Origin of the sequence: Paraburkholderia sp. USG1, assembly GCF_031570135.1 — a bacterium.
GTDB lineage: Bacteria > Pseudomonadota > Gammaproteobacteria > Burkholderiales > Burkholderiaceae > Paraburkholderia > Paraburkholderia dioscoreae.
Genome location: NZ_JAMWXW010000014.1, coordinates 175,942 through 199,326, shown reverse-complemented (window position 1 = coordinate 199,326; position 23,385 = coordinate 175,942). Strand labels below are relative to the sequence as shown.

The window sequence follows — 23,385 nt, the reverse complement described above, 5'->3', positions numbered from 1 at the left end:
CTTAGGCAAAAAATACCGACCAATGCAGCACAGAAACCTAACCCAGGCTGGTACGCGCGTCGTCGCCGGGATGTTCATTGGCGTCTTGATGGCAGCAACTCCCGGCGCGTTCGCCGACGAAGTAAGCAGTTTCAATCAGAATGCCTCATATTCGACCCTCAGCGGGTCGAATTCTTTGCCCACTTCCAATTCGCAAACCACCGCGCCGGAAAGCGACAGCGGCGCCAAATCGTTTCTTTCCGGCATGGCCGGAAAAGCGGGCGACGTGGTGGTCGGCGCGCTGAACATGATCGGCGTGCGCTACCGCTGGGGCGGCAATACACCGGATTCCGGGCTCGATTGCAGCGGCTTCGTGCGCTACGTGTTCCAGGACACGCTCGGTATGGCGCTGCCGCGCCGCGCCGAGGAAATGAGCCGCGTCGGCGAGAAGGTTCGCGTGAGCGACCTGAAGCCGGGCGATCTGGTGTTCTTCAACACCATGCGCCGCACGTTCTCGCACGTTGGCATCTATATCGGCGACAACAAGTTCGTGCATTCGCCTTCCACGGGCAGCACGATCCGTGTCGACGACATGGATAGCGGCTACTGGGAAAAGCGCTTTACCGGCGCGCGCCGGATCGAGACGTCCTATCAGGACGGCCAGGATCTGCGCAAGCGCGTGAACGCGGCGATCGGCGGCAATCAGTAAGGGATAGTGTGGCCCGGTCTGTGGCCCATTCCGCGGCGGTTCCGGCGTAAAAAAGCCTGCTTCGTTCGAAGCAGGCTTTTTGCATTTGAGCGGCCAACGAGCCGCTTCGCAGAGCGCTTCAGGTCCGCTACGTCGCTACGCGACTCGCTGCCAGCTTGCGCTGCAACTCCGGCATCATCTTCGCCACCGCTTCTTCGCCGGCCAGAATCGCGGCGTTGCGCTGGGAGAAATCGCTGCCGCTCATGGCGGCCAGATTCGGCCGGATCACGACGTCGGCGTACTTGTCGAGTTCATAGGCCTTGATCGTCTGGCCCATGATCGTGAAGGTTTGCATCAGCACGTCGAACGAGCTGGCCGTCAGGCCGCTTTCCGGGCGCTGCGAGATATCCACGGCGATCACGAAATCCGCGCCCATCTTGCGTGCGAACGACGCCGGCACCGGGCTCACCAGCCCGCCGTCCACATACTCGTGTCCGCCGATCTTCACCGGCTCGAAAATCGACGGCACGCTGCACGACGCACGCACCGCGACGCCGGTATTGCCGCGCTGGAACAGGATCGGCTGGCCGGTTTTCAGGTCGGTCGCGACCACGCCGAGCGGCTTGGCCATTTTCTCGATCGGACGGTTGTTGAGCGTCGTGTTCAGGTAGTTCTGCAACGCGACGCCTTGCAGGAAGCCGCGCGTGCGAAACGGCATGGCCCAGTCGCTGATCGATGCTTCGTCCATGCTCAAGGCGAGCTTGTTGAGCGCGAAGCCGTTCATGCCCGACGCGTACAACGCACCGACCACCGAACCCGCACTGGTGCCGGCCACCAGGTCGATCTGGATATTGCGCGCCTCGAGCCCCTTGATCACGCCGATGTGCGCGAAGCCGCGCGCGGCGCCGCCGCCCAGCGCGAGCGCGACGCGCAGCGGCCGCTGTGGCTTGTCGAGTGGTGGCGTGTTGGTGGTGGGCGTGGCGGCAACGGGCGTGCTATCGGTTTTGCCCCCGGTGGTGGTGCAGGCGGCCAGCACCGCGGAGGCGGCGGCCAATGAAAAGTTGCGGCGGGCGAGGCGAGGCGATGAGGGTTTCAACGAGTTCTCCAGCAACGGCGCGGGCAACGCAATCGGCGTCACCCTTGCCGCGATCAGGCAGATAGTCAGACGACAGGATCGCCGGCGGCGATACCAAGGCGCTGTGGATTGAACTCCGGCCGCAGCGCGCGCACATCATAAATCAAAGCCAGGTGCGCGCGGCGGCGCGGTAATGAAACGTTGCAGAGGAAACGCTCGGGCGCTGCGCGACGCGGCACGCGGGCCGCATTGGCCGTTCGGACGAGGGCAGGCAACCCGCTTGCGGAAGGTATAATTCGCCTCTCGCATTTATTTCCTTCGTGTCCATGCGCGGCGCCTGCCTGCCGCACGGGCGCGGTCCGCTGCCACGCTTCACGGGCTGCTTCACGGGCTATGTCCCACCCAGGCGCCGGCGCCTGTCTTCCGAGTAACCGCTAATGACCACCTCTGTTCGCACCCGTTTCGCACCGAGTCCCACCGGCTTCATCCACCTCGGCAACATTCGCTCCGCGCTTTACCCGTGGGCGTTCGCGCGCAAGATGAACGGGATCTTCGTGCTGCGGATCGAGGACACCGACGTCGAGCGCTCCACAACTGAATCCGTCGACGCCATTCTCGAAGGCATGGCGTGGCTCGGCCTCGATTTCGACGAAGGTCCGTTCTACCAGATGCAGCGCATGGACCGTTACCGCGAAGTGCTCAAGCAGATGCAGGACGCGGGGCTGGTGTACCCGTGCTACATGTCGACGGAAGAACTGGACGCGCTGCGCGAACGCCAGCGCGAAGCCGGCGAAAAGCCGCGCTATGACGGCACGTGGCGCCCGGAGCCGGGCAAGGTGCTGCCGGAGCCGCCCGCGGGCGTGCAGCCGGTGCTGCGCTTCCGTAACCCGCTCAACGGCGTGGTGGCATGGGACGACGCCGTGAAGGGCCGCATCGAGATTTCGAACGAGGAACTCGACGACCTCGTGATCGCGCGGCCGGACGGCACGCCGACCTACAACTTCTGCGTGGTGGTCGACGATCTGGATATGCGTATCACGCACGTGATTCGCGGCGACGATCACGTCAACAACACGCCGCGGCAGATCAACATTCTGCACGCGCTCGGCGGCGAGCCGCCGGTCTACGCACACTTGCCGACCGTGCTGAACGAGCAGGGCGAGAAGATGAGCAAGCGCCACGGCGCGATGAGCGTGATGGGTTATCGCGACGCCGGTTACCTGCCGGAGGCGGTGGTCAACTATCTGGCGCGTCTGGGCTGGTCGCATGGCGACGCGGAAATCTTCTCGCGTGAACAGTTCGTCGAGTGGTTCGATCTGGAGCATCTGGGCAAGTCCCCGGCCCAATACGACCACGACAAGCTGAACTGGCTGAATGCGCACTACATCAAGGAAGCCGACAACGCGCGCCTCGCGGAGTTGGCGCGCCCCTTCTTCGCTGCGCTCGGTATCGACGAAGCCACGCTTGCCCAGGGCGCCGATCTGACAGCCGTGGTGGGCTTGCTGAAGGATCGCGCATCGACGGTAAAGGAAATCGCAGAGAATGCCGCGATGTTCTATCGTGCGCCGGCGCCGGACGCCGAGTCCCTCGCGCAGCACGTGACCGACGCGGTGCGTCCGGCGCTCGCCGATCTGGCCGCCGCGCTCAAGACAGTAGAGTGGACCAAGGAGGCAATCGCGGCGGCATTGAAGGGCACGCTCGGCACGCACAAGTTGAAGATGCCGCAGCTTGCCATGCCGGTGCGTCTGCTGGTGGCGGGCACCACGCACACGCCGTCGATCGATAGCGTTCTGATGCTGTTCGGGCGTGATGTCGTGGTGAGCCGTATCGAAAAAGCGCTGGCCTGAGCGCGTTTGCATGCGACTTGCGAAAAAAGTCGCATGCAATTGCTCAAAGGGTATTTACAAAGCGAAAATTGGCCTCTAAAATCTCGTTTCTGTTCTGCAAGGGGGTATAGCTCAGCTGGGAGAGCGCTTGCATGGCATGCAAGAGGTCAGCGGTTCGATCCCGCTTACCTCCACCATCAGAGCAGAATGAAGTCGTCCCGAAGTCTGGGGCTTGTAGCAAAAAAGACTTCACAAACAGTTGTAACGTAGTTAAAATAGCGGTCTTCGCAGTTGACGAAACGAAATAACTGACAAGTTAGCGTAAGTTGGCAGCGAGTTAAAGACAGATCTGAAAAGATTATGTCCCCTTCGTCTAGAGGCCTAGGACATCACCCTTTCACGGTGAGTACAGGGGTTCGAATCCCCTAGGGGACGCCAAACATCAGCGTCGCTTTAGTGTTCCGAGTTCAACTCGGTGGGCAGTAAAGTGGCGCAGCTTGCAGAGAAATAACCGACGCTCGCAAGCTAGGGTGTAAAGACTGGAGTGGTAGTTCAGTCGGTTAGAATACCGGCCTGTCACGCCGGGGGTCGCGGGTTCGAGTCCCGTCCACTCCGCCAGACAAAGCCCGTTCATCCAAACTTGAACGGGCTTTTTCATTAAAGGTATAAGCAGTACGTTGTCCCCTTCGTCTAGAGGCCTAGGACATCACCCTTTCACGGTGAGTACAGGGGTTCGAATCCCCTAGGGGACGCCAGAGCATCTGGCGTCGTTCGGTTGGAAGTATGAGCGATGCAGTGTGACGCAGTGGTAAATGAGCCAGCCTCATAAGCTGCGGCGCAAAAAATCTGGAGCGGTAGTTCAGTTGGTTAGAATACCGGCCTGTCACGCCGGGGGTCGCGGGTTCGAGTCCCGTCCGCTCCGCCAGATTTGAGAAAGCCCACTTCGAAAGAAGTGGGCTTTTTTTATTTCGCTATCCATTGCGCCTGGGTATGCTCGGGACAAACAGCCATTGCCAGCGCGCGCGGCCTGTTTTACCGTTGATCCGACTCATCTCCGTCGCTCCGCCATGTTCGATCCAACCGAAGCTGCGTTACCGTTTCATCTGCGCAAAGCCAGCATGGACGATTTCGAGTTCGCCGAGGCGCTGACTCGCAACAATATGGGCGGTTACTATCGCCGCCACCATCTCGTCTGGCGCGGCGATCTGTTTCTCGGCAGTTGGCGCGAGTCGGAGAATTTCATTCTCGAGGTGGACGGCACGCCGATCGGCGTGTTGCGCATCACGCAAGAGGGCGACTCGCTGCATATTCGCGACGTGCAGATTGCCGAAGGCCATCGCCGGCTCGGCGCCGGCACGTATCTGCTCGATGTCTCGCATCAATGGGCGCGCGAGCGTGGGTTGCGCGAGTTGCAGTTGCGTGTGTTCGTCGACAATCCCGCCGCACGGCTCTATCAGCGCAAAGGCTATAAGCTGACCGGGCCGCGTCTGGCGCAACTCGGCGCGATCCGTCATCTGGCGCGACGCGTCTGAGGCGGACGCTCAGCGCCCGGCATCCTCCTCGGCGTCCTCGGCATCCGCGCGGTCCTGCGCCGCCGTCTCGTTGTCCGTCTCCATGTCGCCACGCTCCCCATGTTCCACGCGATGTTCGGAGCCACGCTCGATGAACGCGCGCGGACTTTCGCCGAACGCGCGCCGGAACATCGCGGAGAAAGCGCTCTGACTCTGATAGCCCAGTTCCAGCGCGACATGCGAGAGCGGCCTTCCCTGGCTCAACAGCGGAATCGCGCGCGCCAGAATCGCCTGCTGGCGCCATTGCGAAAAACTCACGCCCAACTCCTGACGGAACAGCCGCGCAATCGTGCGCGTGCTTGCGCCTACGCTGGACGCCCATTGTTCGAGCGACTCGCCATGCGTCGGGTCCGCGATGACCGCTTCGCACAGCGCGCGCAGGCGCTTTTCGTTGGGCATTGGCACCGAGAGCGGCAGTGGCTCGGATCGTGTCAATTCGTCGAGTGCGAGCGCGCCGAGCAACTGCTCGCGCGTGGCCGAGATGCCGGGTGTGTCGAGCGCGGCGATCACTTCACGCAGCAGATCCGAGACTTCGACCACGCGCGGCGTGTCGAGCCCGGCCGGCACGGTACTTTCGGTGATGTACAGCGTGCGCAGGAACGCGTCTTCGACAGCGACCACTTCGTGCGTCACGTGCGGCGGTACCCAGATTGCGCGCGACGGCGGCACCATCCACGTCGTGCCGGTCGTCGCCACTCGCAGCACGCCGCGCGACGCATAGGCCACCTGCGCCCACGCATGCGTGTGACGCGCAATGCGCCAGCCCGAGGGCATCTGCCGGGAACGCACGCGGATGGGATGCGCATCGGTCGGCTGGAACTCGGGAGGAGTGTCGGCGAAGCGTACGAAGCTCGACAGGTCTGAGTCGACGGACGAAGTCATGGTGAAGATCGATCCCGATAACGGAACGCGAGAAGAGCGGACCCGGAAAGTAGTCTCAAGGCTCCGCCATGCAAAACCCGCTACGGCAAACCGCCGCGGGCTTCTCATTGTAGGTGTTGCGTGGCACCCGGCGTTGCATAATGTGTCGATGCCCAGACCCGAGGAGAACTCCATGAGCTTTGCAACCGCGGACTTGTGCGACGCGCACGAGGACCAACTGGCGCTCGGCACGTTGCGCGTGCTCGATCCCGTTTTTCACCTGTTCAGCCGTGCCGAGTGTTTCAGCGGCGAAGCGGTGACGCTGAAGGTATTCGAAGACAACGCACTCGTGCGCGCCACGCTCGAAGAGAAGGGCGCGGGCCGTGTGCTGGTGGTCGATGGCGGCGGCAGCCTGCGCTGCGCGCTGGTGGGCGGCAACCTTGCACAGATTGCGCAACAGAACGGTTGGGCGGGCATCGTCCTGAACGGCTGTGTGCGCGACACGCTGGAGCTCAATGAAGTGAACGTCGGCATTGCAGCTTTGGCAACCTGCCCGCGGCGCGGCCAGAAACTCGGCACCGGCGAGCGCGGCGTGGCGGTGCAGTTGCCCGGCGCGCTAGTGCGTCCCGGTGAATGGATCTACGTGGATAGCGACGGCGTGCTCGTGGCGAGCGCGGCATTGAAGTGAACAGAGCTGAGCTCGACCGCAGCCAGGACGCAGATTCGAACAGAAGCACAAGTCACCCGAACCCCCTTCAAGGAGAGCAAACGACGATGCAGACCGTCTTTGTATACGGCACATTGCGCGCCGGTGAAGTGAACGACATCAGCGAAGCGGCGGCGCGCAACGAGATCGCCGCGCCCAATCTGCTGGGCACGGCCACGGTGCGCGGCCACCTGTTCGATTTCGGCTCGTACCCGGGTCTCGTCGTCGACGAAGCCGGTGTCGATGTGATCGGCGACGTCTATGAGATCGACGACGAACTGGTCGCGGTGCTCGACGAAATCGAGGCGGTTTATCCAGGCGTCGAGGATCGTTTCCTCGCGCGCGAGGTGATGGTGAAAGTCGACGGCAATGTCGTGAACTGCCGCTTTTATCCCGTTGCGCCGAATGCGGTGAAGGGCTTGCCGGAAATCAGATCGGGCGACTGGGTCGAGCATCGCAGCTCGCGCTGACTGAACGCGTCACGCGTGCATAAAAAACGGCCCGGCAGGCATGCGCCTGTCGGGCCGCCCGGTCGGTCAGCCTTGCGACTCAAGCCGCTTTCGCGCCGCGTGCGCTGCACGAATAAGCACGCGAAATGACACGCGAAAGCGGACTTGCTACTGCGTCGTCCGTCACTCCTGCACCTGATGCCACCAAGGCGCTCGAGGTCCGACGCCGGCCTCAGATCTCCTCGTACAGCGGCAACGTCAGGAAGTCGGTGAACTGCTCCGACGTCGACATTGCCTCGAAGATCTGCGCGGCGCGCTCATACGGTTTCGTATCGCCGCCCACGGCCTGCTTCACCTTGTCGAGTTCCTGCACCGACAACGCGCGCACCAGCTCGGCCGTGACCTTGCGGCCGTCATCGAGCTTGCCCTTCGGCGAGCGAATCCATTGCCACACCTGCGAGCGCGAGATTTCCGCGGTGGCGGCATCTTCCATCAGGTTGTGGATCGGCACGCAGCCGTTGCCCGTGAGCCACGCTCCCAGGTAATGAATGCCGACGTTGATGTTGTTGCGCAGACCGTTCTCGGTGATCGGCGTTTCAGGACGGAAGTCCAGCAGGTCGGTTGCCGTGACGAGCACGTCGTCGCGTTGCTTGCCGATCTGGTTCGGCTTGTCGCCGAGCACCTTGACGAACTCTTCCATTGCGATCGGCACGAGGCCCGGGTGGGCGACCCAACCGCCGTCGTAGCCGTCGCCGGCGTCGCGCGCCTTGTCCGAGCGCACGCCGGTCATTGCCTTGTCGTTCGCGGCCGGATCGTTCTTGATCGGAATCAGCGCGCTCATGCCGCCGATCGCCGGCGCACTGCGGCGATGGCAGGTCTTCAGCAACAGCAGCGCGTAGGCCCGCATGAACGGCGAGGTCATGGTGATCTGCGAGCGGTCGGCCAGACAGAAGTCGCGGTCGGACTTGAACTTCTTGATCGCCGAGAAGATGTAATCCCAGCGGCCGGCGTTCAGGCCCGAGCTGTGTTCGCGCAGTTCGTACAGGATCTCGTCCATCTCGAACGCGGCGAGGATCGTTTCGATCAGCACCGTCGCGCGAATCGTGCCGCGCGGCACGCCGACCGCTTCCTGCGCGGCCACGAAGATGTCGTTCCACAGGCGCGCTTCGAGATGGCTTTCCATCTTCGGCAGATAGAAGTACGGGCCCGAGCCGCGCGCGACCAGTTCCTTCGCGTTGTGCACCATGAAGAGCGCGAAGTCGAAGATGCCGCCCGACACACGCTTGCCGTCCACCTTCACGTGCTTCTCGTCCAGATGCCAGCCGCGCGGACGCACGATCAGCGTGGCGATCTTGTCGTTCAGCGTGTACGACTTGCCGTTCTGTTCCAGCGAAATCGTGCGGCGCACTGAGTCCTTCAGATTGATATGGCCGGTGATCTGGTTATCCCAGCTCGGCGCATTCGAATCTTCGAAGTCGGTCATGTACGAATCCGCGCCCGAATTCAGCGCGTTGATGATCATCTTGCGCTCGACCGGTCCGGTGATTTCCACGCGACGGCACTGCAAGTCCTGCGGCAGCGGTGCGATTTTCCAGTCGCCTTCACGCACGCTTTTCGTTTCGGCGAGGAAGTCGGGACGCTCGCCGGCGTCGAGGCGCTTCGTGCGTTCCGCGCGTGCCTGCAACAACTGCTGACGGCGCGGTTCGAAAGTGCGGTGCAGCGCGGCGACAAGTTCGAGCGCTTCGCGCGTGAGAATCGTGTCATAGCCCGGCTTGATTTCAGCCGTGATTTCCATGCCTTGCGGCAACTGCAACGATGCATGCGATGACTGCGGGTTCGCCATGTTTTCTCCTTGGTCGGTCAGATTGCAAAGATACAAATGTTGAAATGCGGGTGATGCACGTCGCGCAGTCCAGTGGTAGCCGTCACGCGCCAGGGCTGTGGCGTGGGCGGCCGCCGCCGGCGCCGCTGCTGCGGCCGGGCGATGCCAGGGTTTTCAGAAAAGCGGGCAGATCGGTCATGCCTGCGCCCGCGCCGTGCGGCGTGACGCCCAGTTCTTCGGCTGGTGCGTTTTGCCGGTTGAGCCAGAAAGTGGTGAAGCCGAACCACGTCGCGCCCGCCACGTCCCAGCCATTCGACGACACGAAGACGATCTCGCGCGGTTCCACGCCGAAGGCTTGGGTGCCGAGTGCATAAGCGGCGGGTGAGGGTTTGTAGGCGCGCACGGCGTCGACGGATAACACGTGGTCGAACAGGCCCGTCATGCCGGCGCTCTTCACGGCGATGTCGAGCATTTGCGGATTGCCGTTCGAGAGAATCGCGAGGCGCAGGCGCGAGGTGGATTCGCCGCTTGCGGGCGCCGCTGCCGTGGAGGACACGTCGTGCAACAGGCGCAGTGCGGGCACGGCGTCGGGGAAGGCGGACAGGCACGCATATTCGTCCATCAGACGTTTTTCGGCGCTGCGGCCTAGCGTGAGTTGAAGTTTTTTCGCGGCGAAGCGCAACGCGTCGAGCGTGATGTCCCAGAACGGCCGGTAGTGCGCGCCGGGTGTGCCCACCGGAGCGGCGAGCGTGCGCAACTGCGTGTATTCGATCTGTTTCTGCCGCCACAACTGCGAGAGCGCGTCACCGTTGCCGGGGAATAGCTGCTCCGCGGCAGCGATCACCGAATGCACGTCGAAGAGCGTGCCGTACGCGTCGAAAATCACTGCTTTGGGGGAGAGTGTCGTTGTGGCCGACATTGCCGTGCACTCCTGTCAGAGGTCAGGACGGATTGTATTAGTGATGCTTCATGCTAAAAAAGAGGCTAAACATCACTTGATCTTTTACTTTCATGCACCTAATCTGACGCGCACCATCCACCTTCCCGCGCGGTCTTTCAAGGTCATTTGCCTTGGGACGGCGCGGCTCCAATCGCTTATGGACCGTTTCAAGCAGATCGAGACTTTCGTGACCGTCGCAGCCAAAGGCAGCCTGTCCGCTGCGGCCTCGGCCGAAGGCGTGGCGCCGGCCATCATCGGGCGACGCATCGACGCGCTCGAAGAGCGTCTCGGCGTCAAATTGCTGGTGCGCACCACACGCAAGCTCACACTGACCTTCGAAGGCTCGGCCTTTCTCGAGGACTGCCAGCGCATCATTCACGAGATGCAGAACGCGGAAGCCAGCGTGTCGGCGGGCGGCGTCAAGGCGAGCGGCCATCTGCGGCTCTCCGCGCCCGCGGGCTTCGGACGGCGGCACGTTGCGCCGCTGGTGCCGGCGTTCACGGTCGCGCATCCGGACGTGTCGATCACGCTCGACCTGTCCGACCGGCTCGTCGATCTGGTCAACGAGGGTTTCGACTGCGCCGTGCGTCTCGGCGAATTGCCGGATTCGTCGCTGGTGTCGCTCAAGCTCGGCGAGAACCGCCGGGTCTGCGTCGCGTCGCCGACGTATCTGAGCCGGCGCGCCGCGCCGCACAGTCTCGCCGACCTTGCGCATCACAACTGTCTCGCGCTCGGCGCGAGCGCCAACCAGCAGCGCGGCTGGATGTTCCAGCAGGACGACAAGGTGGTCTCGATCAAGGTGTCCGGCACGATGGAATGCTCGGACGGCGCGGTGCTGCACGACTGGTGCCTCGAAGGCTACGGTCTCGCGTGGCGCTCGTGGTGGGAGGTCGGTACGGACATCGCGGCCGGGCGGCTCGTCAGCGTGCTCGACGAATTCGCCGCGCCTCCCATCGGCATTCATGCGGTGTTTCCGCAGCGTCGCCATCTGCCGCTGCGAGTGAGACTGTTTCTGGACTTTCTCAAGCATACCTATGGACATCCCGGCTACTGGGGCTGACGTCGGCCGGCGCCGCGCGACCTTGCCCGGCGATCGCGCCGCCGCGAACGAGGGGTTTCCGATATGCGGACAGACCCTCGGCAGATCCATAGGCCCGATTCCGCGACCTACAATCGATTGAAGCGGCTTGTACGCCGAGCCTCGTTGGACGCTGACGCCGCGCTGCGCGCAGCCGGCGACGGAGGACATCATGTTCAGGCACATTCTGGTTCCGACCGACGGTTCAGACCTGTCACGCAAAGCAATCGACGGCGCCATCGATCTCGCGCAAGCCGTCAACGCGCGCGTGACCGCTTATGCATGTCTGCCGCAATACCCGTACTCGCCGTTCTCCGACGTGGTGGTCGAGCCGCCCTCCGAATTCCTGCTGCGCAGCGAACGCGAAGCGCGTGTGCATCTGCGTGAAGTGGAAACGGCGGCGCGCCGTGTCGGCGTTCCGGTCCATAGCCGGACCAGCGTGCACCCGGCGCCGTATCTCGGCATTATCGAAGCGGCGGAGCAGGGTGGCTGCGACGTGATCTTCATGGCGTCGCACGGGCGCCGCGGTCTGGGCAGCCTGCTGATCGGCAGCGAAACGCAGCGGGTGCTCACGCATACGAAGATTCCAGTGATCGTGTATCGCTGAATTGAAGCCGACAAAATTGGAGCCGATAAGAAAACGCGCCGGCGGTGAGGCCGGCGCGCGCCGTGTTCGCCGCACAATTCGTTGCGCTGGCTTTGTCTCTGCTGCTGTCTCTCCCAGATTCCAGCCGTCGGCGCTGATCGACTCATGCGCCGACGGCTTGCTCCTCCCTGTGACGGCGCCTTTCTGACGAAGGCTGCTGGTCCGTCTGTCTGCCTTGTTGCCCTTTGTTGCTTCGTTCAGACCGCGGGGTTGCTTACGCGACCCGCTTGTCGAAGAACTGTTCGTCTTCCGTCGAGCCGTGCAGTGCGGTCGTCGATGCTTCGCGTTCGACCGTTTGCGTCACGGCGTCGAAGTAGCCGGTGCCGACTTCGCGCTGGTGCTTGACCGCGGTGAAGCCCTTTTCGGCCGCAGCGAATTCAGCCTGCTGCATTTCGACGAAGGCGGTCATCTGGTTGCGGGCATAACCGTGCGCGAGGTTGAACATCGAGTAGTTCAGCGCGTGGAAGCCTGCCAGCGTGATGAACTGGAACTTGTAGCCCATCGCACCGAGTTCGCGCTGGAACTTGGCGATCGTTGCATCGTCGAGATTCTTCTTCCAGTTGAACGACGGCGAGCAGTTGTACGACAGCAGTTGATCCGGATATTCCTTGTGGATCGCGTCGGCGAATTTCTTCGCGAACTCGAGGTCCGGCTTGCCGGTTTCGCACCAGATCATGTCGGCGTACGGCGCGTAGGCGAGGCCACGCGAGATCGCCTGTTCGAGACCCGGCTTCGTGCGGTAGAAGCCTTCCACCGTGCGCTCGCCGGTCAGGAACGGCTTGTCGTTTTCGTCGATGTCCGAGGTGATCAGGTCGGCGGCTTCCGCATCGGTACGAGCCAGCAGCACGGTCGGCACGCCCGAGACGTCGGCGGCCAGACGCGCGGCGGTCAGCTTGGCGATGTTTTCGCGAGTCGGCACGAGCACCTTGCCGCCCATGTGGCCGCACTTCTTCACCGAAGCGAGCTGGTCTTCGAAGTGCACGCCGGCAGCGCCCGCTTCGATCATCGCCTTCATCAGTTCGAACGCGTTCAGCACGCCGCCGAAGCCGGCTTCCGCGTCCGCCACGATCGGCGCGAAGTAGTCGATATAGCCTTCGTCGCCCGGGTTCTTGCCTTCCGACCACTGAATCTGGTCAGCGCGCGTCAGCGTGTTGTTGATGCGCTTCACGACGAGCGGCACCGAGTTCGCCGGATACAGCGACTGGTCCGGGTACATTTCACCCGCCACGTTCGCGTCGCCGGCGACTTGCCAGCCCGACAGATAGATCGCCTTGAGACCGGCCTTGACCTGTTGCATGGCCTGATTGCCGGTCAGCGCGCCAAGCGAGTTGACGAACGGCTCGTTGTTCACGCTTTCCCACAGCTTTTGCGCACCGCGCTTGGCGAGCGTGTGCTCGACCTGCACCGAACCGCGCAGGCGGATCACGTCTTCCGCCGTGTAGCTGCGCTTCACGCCTTTCCAGCGCGGATCCGTTTCCCATTGCTGCTGAAGTTGTTTGGCTTGTTCTTGACGGGACATGATTTGCTCCTTGGTTGCCTGTAATGAATAAGTAACTCTGTCGACCAGAGTGGGCGCTTCAACGCTCACTCTGGTTCCATGCAAACTTGCGGTCTTCGTCGACGCGGTCGGCCTGATTGGGTGTTCCGTTTCGTGAAGTCTTATATAAGAGTCTAGGCAAATCGAGGGGCACACAACAGTCGCTAAGAGATGTTTTTTGAATATTTATTCTTATTTATAATCAGTGACTTATAGTGTGCGTTTCACATCAAGAAACGACTTTTCCCATCTTGCAATAGGTCGTCTTGTGCCGTGCAGCACGATTTTTTACGACGCAAAAAAATTTTCCACATCGTGAAATTTGTCAGGGCGACCGGCGAAAAAAAACCGGCGCGTAAGCACCGGTTTCTTCCTGCCGACGAACAGCGCGAAGCTGTTCGGGTAATGTTTCAAGCCCACTGAGTACTTGCTGGGCACTGCAACGGCCCGAAAGCCTGAAGCAGCGTGCGCCCACAGTCCAGTACTTAGCTGCCGCGACGCGCCGTACGCGGGCCGTCGCTACGGCGAGCGCCGTAGCCGCCATCGCGCGAACCGCCGCCGAAGCCGCCTTCACGCGAACCGCCGCCGGCCGACTTGCCGGCCCAGCCGCCGCCGTTGCCGCTGCCGCTGCGCGAAGCGCCGCCGTTGCCGGCCGGCTTGCCCGAGCCGCTACCGAAGCGACGGCCACCGCCGTTGCCACCGCCCGGACGGCCGCGGCCGCCAAAGCCAGGACGGCCGTTACCCGACGGAGCCGACTTGCGCGGCTCGAAGCCTTCGACCACATTGACCGCCAGCGGGGCGCGCACGAAGCGCTCGATGCGCTTCAACGCGCCCTGTTCCGCGTGATGCACGAGGCTCACCGCGATACCCGAGCGGCCGGCACGACCGGTACGGCCGATGCGGTGCACGTAGTCTTCGGCGAACTTCGGCAGGTCGTAGTTGAACACGTGCGTGATGCCGGGGATGTCGATGCCGCGAGCGGCGACGTCCGTCGCCACCAGCACGCGCACGCGGCGCTCGCGCAGCGCGCGGATCGTGCGGTTACGCGCGCCCTGCGGCAAATCGCCATGCAAGGCGGCCGATTCGAAACCGGCGTCGGCCAAACGGCCGGCCAACTGGTCGGCGTCCATCTTGGTTGCCGTGAAGACGATTGCCTGGTCGAGGCCTTCGTCACGCAGCAGATGGTCGAGCAGACGATCCTTGTGATCGCGGTCGTCGACGTAATGGACGGTTTGCGCGATATTGGTGCGCTGTTCCAGACGCTGAACGATCTCGATACGCTCCGGATCCTTCAGCAGACGACCGGTCAGCGAAGTGATCTTGCCGTCGAGCGTGGCCGAGAACAGCATGGTTTGACGCGTAGCCGGCGTAGCGGCAACGATCGTTTCGATGTCTTCGATAAAGCCCATGTCGAGCATGCGGTCGGCTTCGTCGAGCACGAGGATCTGCAGTTGCGACAGATCGATGCGGCCGCGTTCCAGGTGGTCGATCAGACGGCCCGGCGTGGCAACCAGGATTTCCGGGTTCTTCGCGAGCAGCATCAATTGCTGGCCGTACGCGACGCCGCCGAGAATGCTGACGGTGCGCAGACGCTTCAGGTGCTTGCCGTAGGTGGCGGCGGCGGTGGTGACCTGCATGGCGAGTTCGCGGGTCGGCGTCAGAACCAGCATGGTCGGACGGGCAACCGGCTGCGGACGGCGCGTGCGGGCGCCGTCGGCCGGGCGCGGCTCACGCGGCTGGCCGGCTTGCGCCTTTTGCAGTTGCGAGAAACGCTCGATGGCGGGCAGCATGAAAGCGGCGGTCTTGCCCGAACCGGTCGGGCTCGAGACCATCAGGTCGCGGCCGGCGATACCGGCGGGAATCGCGCGTTGCTGAACCGGCGTGGGGTTCTGATAGCCAGCGGCGGTCAGCGCGGAGACGACGTCCGCGGACAGACCGAGCGACGCGAACGACGGGCCGGCCGGTGCCGCGGCTTCGGCGACGACGGCTTCCGGAGCGGCAGCGACGGCTGCGGCTTGGGCGGGTGCTGCGTCACTGCTTGCGAGACCGAGTGCCTGGTCGGCGATGGCGTTCAACGGGCTGCTGGGGGTATTGCTCGAAGTCATGAGAATCCTTGGTAAATCCTTGGTACACACGGAATTAAAACGTCGGCGCCAATCGGCATACCCAAGTCGTCGGATTCAGCGAGCAAAGAAGCAGCGAGCAAATCGAAAAACGGGGGCAGCTCGCGACAATGAAGGCGAGCTTTTCGTTAGAAGCTGTATCGGATGCGACATGCCAACACGGCGTGCCGCCAGCCTGGGACATGATCGCCCGTAGGGGGCTAGGCAGGAGGGGACAGGTTCTAAACTGGATTGGAGCTAAACGCTACGAGGCGCTGCGCCGCAAAGGCCGCTAGGAGAAAGCCGGGCAAAGCAGTGAAGCGCAGGCAGCATTGTATAGGGTTTTGCTGCACCGCGCCACTGTTAGGAAGTTTCCTGGCAGAAAAATTGCAACGGCGGCCGGCTGAAGGGCGGTCCGATCGCCGATCGGGCCGCCAGTTACCGCTTCGGAGCCGCTTCAGGCCGACGCGCCGCTCTTTAGCGATTCGACCAGGTCGACGTATTGCTGCTTCGCGGCGTCCTGCGCGGTGCCTTTGAGCGCGGCCCACGCGTCGTACTTGTATTTGCCGACGATGTCGGTGAAACCCGGCTTGTCGCCCTGAACATCGCCTTCGCTAGCCTGCTTGAAGAGGGCGTACAGACGCAGCAGCGTGAGATTGCCCGGGCGTTCCGGCAGTTGTTTCACATCTTCCTGAGCCTGGGCGAACTGGGTATTGATGTCGGTCATTTTGGTTTGCCCGCTGGGCGGGGTCGGGGTTGAGGTCGGCTGACGATCATAACAACTGCATGCCGCCGCGGGGCTGAGGGCTTATTCCAAACACCGGCTGCAGGGCTTGGCGCGGAGCCGGATCACCCGAGGGGAAAATCCGGACTATCTAGAGGCGCAAGCCAAACCATGCAAACCATCCACGCCGCAAGCCAAACCACATTCGCGCGCGCAGTGCCGATTACAATACGGTCCATGACTGAAACTGTGCTCCTCGCCCTCGATACTTCAACCGAATTCTGCTCGGTGGCACTGCTGTCGGCCGCTGGCCATGCAACTGGCGCCGCGCCTGCCGCCTCCGGGCCGCTACGCACCGAACCGCGCGTCTGGGTGCGCCACGAGCAAACTGGCGCGGTGTCCAGCACGCGTCTGCTTCCCGCCATTCGCGAACTGTTCGACGAAGCCGGCCTGAAACTGGCGGACTGCGACGCTATCTCGTTCGGCTCCGGTCCCGGCTCGTTCACTGGCCTGCGTACGGCGACCGGCGTCGCCCAAGGCCTCGCATTCGGCCTGAACCTGCCGGTCGTACCGATCAGCACGCTGCTCGCGTGTGCCGAAAGCGCGCGTATGCGCGATCCGTCGGCCGCGCGCGTGCTTGCCGCGCTCGACGCCCGCATGGACGAAGTTTATTGGGCCGACTACGCCTGGGACGAAGCGCAAAGCGAATGGCGCACCGTCCAGCGGGCTTCGCTCGATGCGCCGGACGGGCTCGTGTTGCCCGGCGTTCCGTTCACGCTGGCGGGCAACGCCGCCGCGGCCTTCGGCGCGCGACTGCCCGCGCTCGCCGCGGCGCACAGCGTCGATGGCGAAGCGTTGCCGCACGCCGTGCCGCTCGCCCACGCCGCGCTGCGCGCGTTTCGCGCCGGCCGCACGGTACCCGCCGATCAGGCCGCGCCGGAGTACGTGCGCGACAAGGTCGCCCAGACCACAGCCGAGCGCGTCGCAGAGAAAGCCGAAAAAGCCGAAAAAGCCGCCAGAATCGCGCACGATGTCCCTCACGGCGAGGGCCGGCAATGAGTGGCGTGTTGCTCGCGGACCGGTACATGTCGCCGATGACCGAAGGCGATCTGGACGAAGTCGCCGCCATCGAAAAGATCGCCTACGAGTTTCCCTGGAGCCGAGGCAATTTCGGCGACTCGCTGCGCAACGGTTACTTCGGCGTCTGCCTTCGCCATGTCACGGGCACGCTGATCGGCTATTGCGTGTTGATGCCGGTCGTCGACGAAATGCATCTGCTCAATCTGTGCGTGACGCCGGCTGCGCAAGGCGCCGGTGCCGGGCTCGCGCTGCTGCGCGAAGCGGTGCGCATTACCCGCGCCGAAAAACTCGAGGGCCTGTTGCTGGAAGTGCGGCCGTCGAATCATCGGGCGATCCGGTTGTATGAGCGCTTCGGCTTTACGTCGATCGGCCGGCGCAAAAACTATTATCCGGCGCGACATCGCAGCCGGGAGGACGCCATCGTCATGCGTTTCTCGTTTGCCACGGAGGGCGCAGATGGCGCTGCATGAATTGGTACTGGAAGAGTTCGGACTCGCGCCGCTGTGGGTGCGTCGCGGGTTGGCGGCGGCCTCGCAAGCGGCTGCTGAAGCACAGGCCGAAGGCGGAGCCGGAGCCGCGCAGGGCGTTGGCGACACGGCCGGCCAGGGTACGAGCCGTGACGATGTGCGCGGGTTGCCGCCCGCCGCGCGCGCGCACTCGCAGGAAGCCACGCCGGCCTCTGCGCTTGCAGAGGAAACTGCGCCGCCCGCCGCGCGCTCGCGGGAGAGTGCGTCGGCGGCAGTGCGCACGCAGGAAACTGCGCCGCCCGCGCTGCGAGCAGGCGATGCACGACGGGCCGATGCCGCGCCGGCACAGAGCGAACGCCACGCGCTGCCTGCACAGGATGCGGCGCAGGCGGAGCCAGGCCGGGCACAAACGCCCGCCGAAACGCGTCAGCCCAAGCAACCGCAGCAACCATCCCGAACACCCGAGCCGCCGGCATTCGACGCCCCACCGGAAGACGATTTCGCATGGTTCGACGACCTGCCGACCCACGCGCCGGCAGACGCACCCGACGCAGCCCCCCCAGCCCCAGCAATCCACACCCTCGACTGGGACGCGCTGAGCGAGCGCGTCGCCGCCTGCCGGCTGTGCCGTCTGTGCGAGAAGCGCAGGAGCACGGTGTTCGGCGTCGGCGATCGCGGTGCCGACTGGATGCTGATCGGCGAAGCGCCGGGTGAGAACGAAGACCGTCTGGGCGAGCCGTTCGTCGGCCAGGCCGGCAAGCTGCTCGACAACATGCTGCGTTCGCTGACGCTCGCGCGCGACACCAACGTCTATATCGCGAACGTGATCAAATGCCGGCCGCCCGGCAACCGCAATCCCGAACCGGACGAAGTCGCGCGTTGCGAGCCGTATCTGCAACGTCAGGTGGCGCTGGTCAAGCCGAAGCTGATCGTCGCGCTGGGCCGCTTTGCGGCGCAAAGCCTGCTGAAAACCGACGCGAGCATTTCGTCGCTGCGAGGCCGCGTGCACGAATACGAAGGGGTGCCCGTGATCGTGACGTACCACCCGGCGTATCTGCTGCGCAGCCTGCCCGACAAGGCGAAAGCCTGGGCCGATCTGTGCCTCGCGCGCGACACGTGGCGTGCGGCGTGCGGTGCGCCGTCGAACGCGTCGAAGTGATGACTGCCGGGGGCGCGGCGGCCGGTTCGTCCGGCGCGCCCGGCATCGATGCCGCGAGCCGCGCCACGCTGCTCGACAGCTTGCATGATCCTTCCGTGCGCGCTCTCGCATGGTTGCTGCTGAGTGCCGATTTGTTGCGCCCGCAACCACCGGTGGGCGTGCTGGCGAATCCCTTTGAGACGCAGCAGGAAGCGCAGGCGACCGTCGACTGGCTGCGCGCGCTCGACGCCGCACCCGAGCCCCTGCATCACGACCTCGCGGCGACGCGCATCACGCGACTCGGCCGCTACGCCGAACGGCTGCTCGGCTGGTTCCTCCAGCACGGACCGGCGGCGCGGCTGGTGGCCGCGGGCGTGCCGTTGCGGCGTGCGGGCGTCACGCTCGGCGAATGCGATTTTCTGGTCCAGACGCAGCGGGGCGCGCGGCTGCATTGGGAACTGGCCGTCAAGTGCTATCTGCATGCAGGCGAAGAGCGGGGGCAGTCGATTGCGCCGTTGTCCGCTCAGTCATCCGGGTCGCCATCCACGCCGTCACCCACGTCGTCACTCGCTCAGTTATCCAACTACGTCGGCCCGAACCTGAAAGACCGTTTCGACCTCAAGCTTGCCCATGTGCTGGCTCATCAACTGCCGTTGAGCGCACGTGAGGAGTTTGCCTCGGTCGGCTATCCGGGGCCGTGGACGCCGCAGATGTTCATCAAAGGCTGGCTGTTTTACCGGCACGGCGAAACGCCGTCCGATCCTGTCGAACTCGATCCGGCGCATGGCCGTGGCTGGTGGGTCACGCGCAGCGACTGGCTGGCGTTCGCGGCCGCTGCTACGCAGAAGTGGCGCACCCTGCCGCGGCTGGAATGGCTCGCGCCGCAGCGGCATTCAGCCGATGAGGCGCAAAGCGCGGGCTTGAGTTTCGTCGATGCGCCAACGCTCGCCGGCCAAACGTCGCATCAGCCCGGCCCGGCGATGGTCGCCGCGTTCGCCGAGGACAGCGCGGGCAACCTGATCGAGCGCTCGCGCGGCTTTATCGTGCCGGACGAGTGGCCGGAGCAGGCCCGGAACTACGCGCAGCAGTAGCAGCGGTTAAAAAAACGCTGCATAAGACGGCCGACCCAGCCCGTCAGCCCCGACGCCCCTCACCACCACCGATAGAAATGATGCACCGGCCCGACGCCGCTACCGACGTCGAGCCGATCGCTCGCTTGCAGCGCGCCGGTCAGATACTGCTTCGCATCGGCGACGGCGCTCGCCAGATCGCTACGTTGCGGAATCAGCGCCGCGATCGCCGACGACAGCGTGCAGCCCGTCCCGTGCGTATTTTTCACCGGCACACGCGGGCCGCCCAGACGCAGCGCGCCGCTCTCCTGCACCAGCCAGTCCGGACTGTCCGCCGCGCTCAGATGGCCGCCTTTCATCAGCACCGCGCGGGCGCCGAGCGCACGCAGCGCTTCGCCTTGCTCGACCATGCCGGCTTCGTCGGTTGCGGCTTGCACGCCGAGCAGTGCGGCGGCTTCCGGCAGGTTGGGCGTGAGCAGATCGGCGAGCGGCAGCAATTCGTCGCGCACCGCCGCGACCGCGTCCGGCAGCAGCAACGCATGGTTGCTCTTCGAAATCATCACCGTGTCGAGCACGACGTGCTTCGGCTTGTGCCGGCGCAGCGCGTCGGCCACCGCGCGGGCGATCGGCGCGTTCGCCAGCATGCCGATCTTCACCGCGTCGATGCGGATGTCGTCGAACACCGCGTCGAGCTGCGCGGTGACGAAGCCGGGGTCCGGCGTGTGAATCGCGGTGACGCCGCGCGTGTTCTGCGCGGTGAGCGCGGTGATGACGCTCGCTCCATAGGCGCCGAGCGCCGAGAAAGCCTTCAGGTCGGCCTGAATGCCGGCGCCGCCGCCGGAATCGGAACCGGCGATGGTCAGCACATTGGGAATCGGTTGAGTCATGGCAAAGCGAGGAAGAAAGAAGGCGCGGGCTTCGACGCGAGCGGAAACCCGCCGCGGATCAGTGCTTGACTTCGCCGATCAGCGCGACCGAGTCGAATGCGCGCTGATTGGCCTGGTGACGCCGCATGACGAACCACATCATCACGCAGACGAACGTGCCGAACAGCACGATCACCGCCGTGACCGGCACGTCCAGCCACACGAGCACGGCGTACAGGCACAGCATGACGAGCACGGACAGGTTTTCGTTGAAGTTCTGCACGGCGATCGAATGACCCGCCGACAGCAGCACGTGCCCGCGATGCTGCAGCAGCGCGTTCATCGGCACGACGAAAAAGCCCGACAGGCCGCCGACGATCATCAGGAATATATACGCGACGATCAGATAGCCCGGCACATGCATGCGGCCGAAATAGAGACCCCAGTGGGCGGGGAACAGGTCGCGCGTGTAGAAGGCCATCAGCATCACGGCGATGCCCATCATGATGCCGACCGGCAACACCGAAAGCGACTTCTTCAACGGCACGCGCGAAGCCGCGAAAATCGCGCCGGCCGCCACGCCCACGGCGACCACCGCCTGCAGGATCGCCGCCTCGGAGAGCGACATGTTGAGCGACACCTCGGCCCACTTCAGCACGATGAATTGCAGCGTCGCGCCGGCGCCCCAGAACAGGGTGGTGACGGCGAGCGAAATCTGGCCGAGCTTGTCGCGCCACAGCACGAGAAAACAGTCGGCGAAATCGGTGACGAGTTTGATCGGGCCGCGCTCCTGTTTCGGATAGCGCGCACCAGTGTCGGGAATACGCAGATTGAACAGCGCGGCAATGACGTAGATGGCCATGATGACCAGCATCGCCGCCTCGGCGGGTGTGTTGACGGTGGGAATGTGCTGCCGCAGGATCGGCGCGGCGATGTGCGGGCTGATCAGCGCTCCGCCGAGCACGGTGCCGAGAATGATCGAGCCGACGGTGGTGCCTTCGATCCAGCCGTTCGCGGCGACCAGCCGGTCAGGCGGCAGCAGCTCGGTGAGAATGCCGTACTTGGCGGGTGAATAGGCCGCCGCACCGAAACCCACAATGCCGTACGCAATCAACGGATGCGCGCCGACCAGCATGGTAATGCAGCCGACCACCTTGATGGTGTTGGTGACGAACATCACGCGTCCTTTCGGACGGGAGTCGGCGAAGGCGCCCACGAAGGCTGCAAGTACGACATACGACAGCACAAAGAACAACTTGAGCAGCGGCGTCATCCAGTTCGGGGCGTGAAGATCTTTCAGCAGTGCGATAGCGGCGATCAGAAGCGCATTGTCGGCCAGCGACGAAAAAAACTGCGCGGCCATGATGGTGTAAAAACCTTTTTTCATCTGATGCGATGCTGTCCTCGCTGCGGTCTGTCCGCCCCGGCCGCTGGTTGAGCGTCCGGGCTTATGCCGTTCGAAATGGGTTGTGCGCACGGCTTTATATCACGAAAATAGCTGGATTCGGACTAGCAAAATCCTTGATCGCACCGCCCAGCGGGCTGCCGAGCGCCGAAAACGCCCGGTAAGCCGCTGATTCGCAAGCGTCTTTACGAAAATATCCCATGCCGCGCCCCCTTTCAGCCACGATTCACACCTCCGCCCTCGCCAATAATCTCGCCGTCGCCCGGCGTTACGCGCCGAAATCCAAAATATGGGCCGTCGTCAAGGCCAATGCATACGGGCACGGCCTTGCACGTGTTTTTCCGGGCCTGCGCGCAACCGACGGCTTCGGGTTGCTGGACCTGGAAGAAGCCGTGAAGTTGCGTGAATTGGGCTGGGCCGGGCCCATTCTTCTGCTTGAAGGCTTTTTCCGCCCGACCGATATCGACGTGATCGACCGCTACAGCCTGACCACCGCGCTTCATTCGGACGAACAGTTGCGCATGCTCGAAATGGCGCGCCTGTCAAAACCGGTCAACATCCAGTTGAAGATGAACACCGGCATGAACCGCCTCGGCTATACGCCGGAGAAATTCCGCGCCGCGTGGGAGCGGGCGCGCGCTGCCCAAGGCGTCGGCCAGATCACCTTGATGACCCATTTCTCGGACGCCGACGGCGACCGCGGCGTCGACTACCAGGTGGAGGCGTTCGAGCGTGGCGCGCAGGGCATTGCCGGCGCGCGCAGCCTGGCCAATTCGGCGGCTACGCTGTGGCATCCTGCCACGCACTTCGACTGGGTGCGTCCGGGCATCATCATGTACGGCGCGTCGCCGTCCGGCGTGACGGCGGCGATCGAAGGCACGGGGTTGCAACCGGCCATGACGTTCGCCTCGGAACTGATCGCCGTGCAAACGCTCAACGAAGGCCATACGGTCGGCTACGGTTCGTCGTTCAAGGCGCGCGGCTCGATGCGCATCGGCGTGGTGGCGTGCGGCTACGCGGACGGCTATCCGCGCGTCGCGCCGGAAGGCACGCCGGTGATCGTCGAGGGCGTGCGCACGCGGATCGTCGGGCGCGTCTCGATGGACATGCTCACCGTGGACCTGACGCCGATTCCAACCGCCAACGTCGGCTCGCGCGTCGAACTGTGGGGCAACGCGCTGCCGATCGACGACGTCGCGCAGGCCTGCGGCACCATCGGCTATGAGCTGATGTGCGCCGTGGCACCGCGCGTGCCGGTGCGCGCGGAGTAAGGGCGCGGTTAAAGGGGCCAAGGGCAGTGCGGCACGGCGGCCAACGGGTCGCCCATCGAGCGTCTCAATGTGTCAATCCAAACA

At 64.0% G+C, this 23,385-nt stretch carries 21 protein-coding genes and 5 tRNA genes; 17 read left to right on the top strand and 9 right to left on the bottom strand.

From position 1 onward, the window contains the following. The first annotated feature begins 22 nt into the window (after window positions 1–22). Window positions 23–688, top strand: coding sequence for a C40 family peptidase (locus NE850_RS20245; protein ID WP_007181389.1), 666 nt, complete (start codon window positions 23–25; stop codon window positions 686–688). 127 nt (window positions 689–815) lie between these two features. On the opposite strand, the gene NE850_RS20240 is transcribed toward NE850_RS20245, so the two are convergent. Further along, window positions 816–1,763, bottom strand: coding sequence for a patatin-like phospholipase family protein (locus NE850_RS20240; protein ID WP_035518557.1), 948 nt, complete (start codon window positions 1,761–1,763; stop codon window positions 816–818). Window positions 1,764–2,179: 416 nt separating this feature from the next. On the opposite strand from NE850_RS20240, the gene gltX reads away from it, so the two are divergent. The 7 genes from gltX (at window position 2,180) to NE850_RS20205 (ending at window position 5,100) form a co-directional block, all read left to right on the top strand. Continuing rightward, on the top strand, window positions 2,180–3,589 hold the full coding sequence (gene gltX / locus NE850_RS20235) for a glutamate--tRNA ligase (protein WP_310699301.1): 1,410 nt from the start codon (window positions 2,180–2,182) through the stop codon (window positions 3,587–3,589). A gap of 100 nt (window positions 3,590–3,689) precedes the next feature. Next, window positions 3,690–3,765: transfer RNA gene (locus NE850_RS20230), tRNA-Ala, on the top strand. Window positions 3,766–3,930: 165 nt separating this feature from the next. Further along, window positions 3,931–4,006 (top strand) — tRNA-Glu (locus NE850_RS20225). A 103-nt stretch (window positions 4,007–4,109) separates the two neighbouring features. Next, a tRNA-Asp gene (locus NE850_RS20220) sits at window positions 4,110–4,186 on the top strand. A 61-nt stretch (window positions 4,187–4,247) separates the two neighbouring features. Beyond that, window positions 4,248–4,323: transfer RNA gene (locus tag NE850_RS20215), tRNA-Glu, on the top strand. A gap of 93 nt (window positions 4,324–4,416) precedes the next feature. Then, window positions 4,417–4,493 (top strand) — tRNA-Asp (locus NE850_RS20210). 142 nt (window positions 4,494–4,635) lie between these two features. Continuing rightward, window positions 4,636–5,100, top strand: a complete 465-nt coding sequence (locus tag NE850_RS20205) for a GNAT family N-acetyltransferase (protein ID WP_007181392.1) — start codon at window positions 4,636–4,638, stop codon at window positions 5,098–5,100. A 9-nt stretch (window positions 5,101–5,109) separates the two neighbouring features. On the opposite strand, the gene NE850_RS20200 is transcribed toward NE850_RS20205, so the two are convergent. Next, window positions 5,110–6,021 carry a helix-turn-helix domain-containing protein gene (locus NE850_RS20200; RefSeq protein WP_007181393.1) on the bottom strand — a complete coding sequence of 304 codons (912 nt, stop codon included), beginning with the start codon at window positions 6,019–6,021 and terminating at the stop codon, window positions 5,110–5,112. A 172-nt stretch (window positions 6,022–6,193) separates the two neighbouring features. Between NE850_RS20200 and rraA the strand changes: the two genes are divergently transcribed. Both rraA and NE850_RS20190 read left to right on the top strand, forming a co-directional pair. After that, complete coding sequence (gene rraA, locus NE850_RS20195; RefSeq protein ID WP_007181394.1) at window positions 6,194–6,688, top strand: ribonuclease E activity regulator RraA; 495 nt, start codon at window positions 6,194–6,196, stop codon at window positions 6,686–6,688. Between the two features lie 86 nt (window positions 6,689–6,774). Further along, window positions 6,775–7,176: a gamma-glutamylcyclotransferase gene (locus NE850_RS20190; protein WP_007181395.1), complete on the top strand. Its 402-nt coding sequence runs from the start codon at window positions 6,775–6,777 to the stop codon at window positions 7,174–7,176. 211 nt (window positions 7,177–7,387) lie between these two features. Here the strand turns inward: NE850_RS20190 and aceB are convergent, their stop codons facing one another. Together aceB and NE850_RS20180 are read right to left on the bottom strand one after the other, a co-directional pair. After that, window positions 7,388–8,998 carry a malate synthase A gene (gene aceB, locus NE850_RS20185; RefSeq protein WP_310699300.1) on the bottom strand — a complete coding sequence of 537 codons (1,611 nt, stop codon included), beginning with the start codon at window positions 8,996–8,998 and terminating at the stop codon, window positions 7,388–7,390. An 82-nt stretch (window positions 8,999–9,080) separates the two neighbouring features. Continuing rightward, window positions 9,081–9,896 (bottom strand): haloacid dehalogenase type II, encoded by an 816-nt coding sequence (locus tag NE850_RS20180; protein WP_007181397.1) that lies wholly within the window; start codon window positions 9,894–9,896, stop codon window positions 9,081–9,083. Between the two features lie 178 nt (window positions 9,897–10,074). On the opposite strand from NE850_RS20180, the gene NE850_RS20175 reads away from it, so the two are divergent. Continuing rightward, window positions 10,075–10,977, top strand: a complete 903-nt coding sequence (locus tag NE850_RS20175; protein WP_035518035.1) for a LysR family transcriptional regulator — start codon at window positions 10,075–10,077, stop codon at window positions 10,975–10,977. A 190-nt stretch (window positions 10,978–11,167) separates the two neighbouring features. Then, window positions 11,168–11,602 carry a universal stress protein gene (locus tag NE850_RS20170; RefSeq protein ID WP_007181399.1) on the top strand — a complete coding sequence of 145 codons (435 nt, stop codon included), beginning with the start codon at window positions 11,168–11,170 and terminating at the stop codon, window positions 11,600–11,602. Between the two features lie 253 nt (window positions 11,603–11,855). Here the strand turns inward: NE850_RS20170 and aceA are convergent, their stop codons facing one another. From aceA to NE850_RS20155, 3 genes are all read right to left on the bottom strand, one after another. Then, the gene (gene aceA / locus NE850_RS20165; protein WP_007181400.1) at window positions 11,856–13,160 is read right to left on the bottom strand and encodes an isocitrate lyase; all 1,305 of its coding nucleotides are present in this window, start codon (window positions 13,158–13,160) and stop codon (window positions 11,856–11,858) included. Window positions 13,161–13,663: 503 nt separating this feature from the next. Then, window positions 13,664–15,283, bottom strand: a complete 1,620-nt coding sequence (locus NE850_RS20160; RefSeq protein WP_007181401.1) for a DEAD/DEAH box helicase — start codon at window positions 15,281–15,283, stop codon at window positions 13,664–13,666. Window positions 15,284–15,737: 454 nt separating this feature from the next. After that, entirely contained in the window at window positions 15,738–16,007 is a 270-nt protein-coding gene (locus NE850_RS20155; RefSeq protein WP_007181402.1) for an acyl-CoA-binding protein, read from the bottom strand. 234 nt (window positions 16,008–16,241) lie between these two features. On the opposite strand from NE850_RS20155, the gene tsaB reads away from it, so the two are divergent. From tsaB to NE850_RS20135, 4 genes are read left to right on the top strand one after another with little or no spacing between them, the layout of a single operon-like run. Next, entirely contained in the window at window positions 16,242–17,063 is an 822-nt protein-coding gene (gene tsaB, locus NE850_RS20150) for a tRNA (adenosine(37)-N6)-threonylcarbamoyltransferase complex dimerization subunit type 1 TsaB (protein ID WP_035518558.1), read from the top strand. After that, on the top strand, window positions 17,060–17,554 hold the full coding sequence (gene rimI, locus NE850_RS20145) for a ribosomal protein S18-alanine N-acetyltransferase (protein WP_007181404.1): 495 nt from the start codon (window positions 17,060–17,062) through the stop codon (window positions 17,552–17,554). The genes tsaB and rimI overlap by 4 nt, the downstream gene beginning before the upstream one ends. Then, a complete protein-coding gene (locus NE850_RS20140) occupies window positions 17,541–18,710 on the top strand; it encodes a uracil-DNA glycosylase family protein (protein ID WP_310699299.1) in 1,170 nt (389 codons plus the stop codon). The genes rimI and NE850_RS20140 overlap by 14 nt, the downstream gene beginning before the upstream one ends. Next, on the top strand, window positions 18,710–19,780 hold the full coding sequence (locus NE850_RS20135) for a DUF1853 family protein (RefSeq protein ID WP_007181406.1): 1,071 nt from the start codon (window positions 18,710–18,712) through the stop codon (window positions 19,778–19,780). The genes NE850_RS20140 and NE850_RS20135 overlap by 1 nt, the downstream gene beginning before the upstream one ends. Before the next feature lie 59 nt (window positions 19,781–19,839). Here the strand turns inward: NE850_RS20135 and thiD are convergent, their stop codons facing one another. Next, window positions 19,840–20,646 (bottom strand): bifunctional hydroxymethylpyrimidine kinase/phosphomethylpyrimidine kinase, encoded by an 807-nt coding sequence (gene thiD / locus NE850_RS20130; protein WP_310699298.1) that lies wholly within the window; start codon window positions 20,644–20,646, stop codon window positions 19,840–19,842. 58 nt (window positions 20,647–20,704) lie between these two features. Next, entirely contained in the window at window positions 20,705–22,012 is a 1,308-nt protein-coding gene (gene lplT, locus NE850_RS20125; RefSeq protein WP_007181408.1) for a lysophospholipid transporter LplT, read from the bottom strand. A 218-nt stretch (window positions 22,013–22,230) separates the two neighbouring features. On the opposite strand from lplT, the gene alr reads away from it, so the two are divergent. Continuing rightward, window positions 22,231–23,301, top strand: a complete 1,071-nt coding sequence (gene alr, locus NE850_RS20120) for an alanine racemase (protein WP_007181409.1) — start codon at window positions 22,231–22,233, stop codon at window positions 23,299–23,301. Window positions 23,302–23,385 lie beyond the last annotated feature (84 nt).

Bases quoted from the DNA above. Each gene is read 5' to 3' on its own strand.
- NE850_RS20245 (WP_007181389.1), top strand. From the start codon at position 23: ATGCAGCACAGAAACCTAACCCAGGCTGGTACGCGCGTCGTCGCCGGG.
- gltX (WP_310699301.1), top strand. From the start codon at position 2,180: ATGACCACCTCTGTTCGCACCCGTTTCGCACCGAGTCCCACCGGCTTC.
- NE850_RS20205 (WP_007181392.1), top strand. From the start codon at position 4,636: ATGTTCGATCCAACCGAAGCTGCGTTACCGTTTCATCTGCGCAAAGCC.
- NE850_RS20200 (WP_007181393.1), bottom strand. From the start codon at position 6,021: ATGACTTCGTCCGTCGACTCAGACCTGTCGAGCTTCGTACGCTTCGCC.
- rraA (WP_007181394.1), top strand. From the start codon at position 6,194: ATGAGCTTTGCAACCGCGGACTTGTGCGACGCGCACGAGGACCAACTG.
- NE850_RS20190 (WP_007181395.1), top strand. From the start codon at position 6,775: ATGCAGACCGTCTTTGTATACGGCACATTGCGCGCCGGTGAAGTGAAC.
- aceB (WP_310699300.1), bottom strand. From the start codon at position 8,998: ATGGCGAACCCGCAGTCATCGCATGCATCGTTGCAGTTGCCGCAAGGC.
- NE850_RS20180 (WP_007181397.1), bottom strand. From the start codon at position 9,896: ATGTCGGCCACAACGACACTCTCCCCCAAAGCAGTGATTTTCGACGCG.
- NE850_RS20175 (WP_035518035.1), top strand. From the start codon at position 10,075: ATGGACCGTTTCAAGCAGATCGAGACTTTCGTGACCGTCGCAGCCAAA.
- NE850_RS20170 (WP_007181399.1), top strand. From the start codon at position 11,168: ATGTTCAGGCACATTCTGGTTCCGACCGACGGTTCAGACCTGTCACGC.
- aceA (WP_007181400.1), bottom strand. From the start codon at position 13,160: ATGTCCCGTCAAGAACAAGCCAAACAACTTCAGCAGCAATGGGAAACG.
- NE850_RS20160 (WP_007181401.1), bottom strand. From the start codon at position 15,283: ATGACTTCGAGCAATACCCCCAGCAGCCCGTTGAACGCCATCGCCGAC.
- NE850_RS20155 (WP_007181402.1), bottom strand. From the start codon at position 16,007: ATGACCGACATCAATACCCAGTTCGCCCAGGCTCAGGAAGATGTGAAA.
- tsaB (WP_035518558.1), top strand. From the start codon at position 16,242: ATGACTGAAACTGTGCTCCTCGCCCTCGATACTTCAACCGAATTCTGC.
- rimI (WP_007181404.1), top strand. From the start codon at position 17,060: ATGAGTGGCGTGTTGCTCGCGGACCGGTACATGTCGCCGATGACCGAA.
- NE850_RS20140 (WP_310699299.1), top strand. From the start codon at position 17,541: ATGGCGCTGCATGAATTGGTACTGGAAGAGTTCGGACTCGCGCCGCTG.
- NE850_RS20135 (WP_007181406.1), top strand. From the start codon at position 18,710: ATGACTGCCGGGGGCGCGGCGGCCGGTTCGTCCGGCGCGCCCGGCATC.
- thiD (WP_310699298.1), bottom strand. From the start codon at position 20,646: ATGACTCAACCGATTCCCAATGTGCTGACCATCGCCGGTTCCGATTCC.
- lplT (WP_007181408.1), bottom strand. From the start codon at position 22,012: ATGAAAAAAGGTTTTTACACCATCATGGCCGCGCAGTTTTTTTCGTCG.
- alr (WP_007181409.1), top strand. From the start codon at position 22,231: ATGCCGCGCCCCCTTTCAGCCACGATTCACACCTCCGCCCTCGCCAAT.